Origin of the sequence: Xenorhabdus entomophaga (assembly GCF_037996725.1) — a bacterium.
GTDB lineage: Bacteria > Pseudomonadota > Gammaproteobacteria > Enterobacterales > Enterobacteriaceae > Xenorhabdus > Xenorhabdus khoisanae.
This window is the reverse complement of record NZ_JBBMXH010000268.1, coordinates 1-1013: the sequence shown is the minus strand read 5'-3', so window position 1 is coordinate 1013 and position 1013 is coordinate 1. Positions and strand designations below refer to the sequence as shown.

Genomic DNA, 1013 nt, shown 5'->3' with positions numbered 1-1013 from the left:
ACGTGATGCTCAACTTTAACAGCCTATAACATGGGCTTGTTGAAGCCAGTCGCGTTGCCTTTTACCTTGTTTAAAATTGGCAAAAATACCCAACGTGTGAGAAAGCAGCTTTCTGGCAATTCGATTACTCAAGTGCCACAGATCCCGCGCCCAGCATTTCTCGATAGCAAATTGTCCGGCGAGTTGACCAATCACGGTTTCAATTAAACGGCGTTTGGCGTTAATGATCCTTCTCGTTTTTCTGGGGATGGGATCATCCATATTGGCACGTACCGGAGTTATCATTTCAATACCCTCGTTCTTCATTTCCTGTTGAAATTTAGCGCCTAAATACCCCTTATCGCCGAGCAAATAGCCTTTTATCGAGCCAATCACATCCCAGGTTGCTTCACGCTCACTGACATTTGCGGGCGTCAGTGTGACCCCCGTTACCACGCCGATTTCGTCTATCATGAGATGTCCTTTGAAGCCGTAGTATGTTTCATTTTTGGCGGCGCAGTATCCATAATCGGCTTGTCCTTTGAAGTTAGCACTGCCTTTTGCTCTTTTGAATTCACAGACAGGCAGCGGAAACCCGTCGATAATATGTACCGGTCTGTCGAACGCGCCCAATAACCTCGCCAGCTTTTCTTGCAGTTGTTGTTTGACAACCCAAAGATTCGAAGCCTGTTTAGCGAAATTGGCGCGTGAACCTAGCCCCGGAAACCACTCGCGCCAATGGTCACGAAAGTAAGTCCAAATGCCTTTATCCGTTGAAAAACCTAAAAATTCACCCACCACTTCCATCGTGATGGCTTCTGCATCGCTCAGTTTAGGCGGATATCCTCGGCTTCTGAGTCGTGTACCTTGCTGTAACTGCGTTAAATTATCGTCTATCCAACAAAACACCCAAATGATAAAATCTTGCTGTGACATAGCCTTTTGTTCCTTTATTTCTCTCAGTTTGGCGACTTAAAGTTATAAAGGAGCGGCTATGTCATTTCAACTCACCATAAAAGTCGAGCATCGCGTTT

The 1013-nt window shown here is 45.8% G+C and carries 1 protein-coding gene; it reads right to left on the bottom strand.

Features of this window, described 5'->3' with window-relative positions; genetic code table 11:
* Positions 1 to 15: 15 nt before the first annotated feature.
* The gene (locus AAC854_RS22690; protein ID WP_340619067.1) at positions 16 to 915 is read right to left on the bottom strand and encodes an IS982 family transposase; all 900 of its coding nucleotides are present in this window, start codon (positions 913 to 915) and stop codon (positions 16 to 18) included.
* Between the last annotated feature and the right edge of the window lie 98 nt (positions 916 to 1013).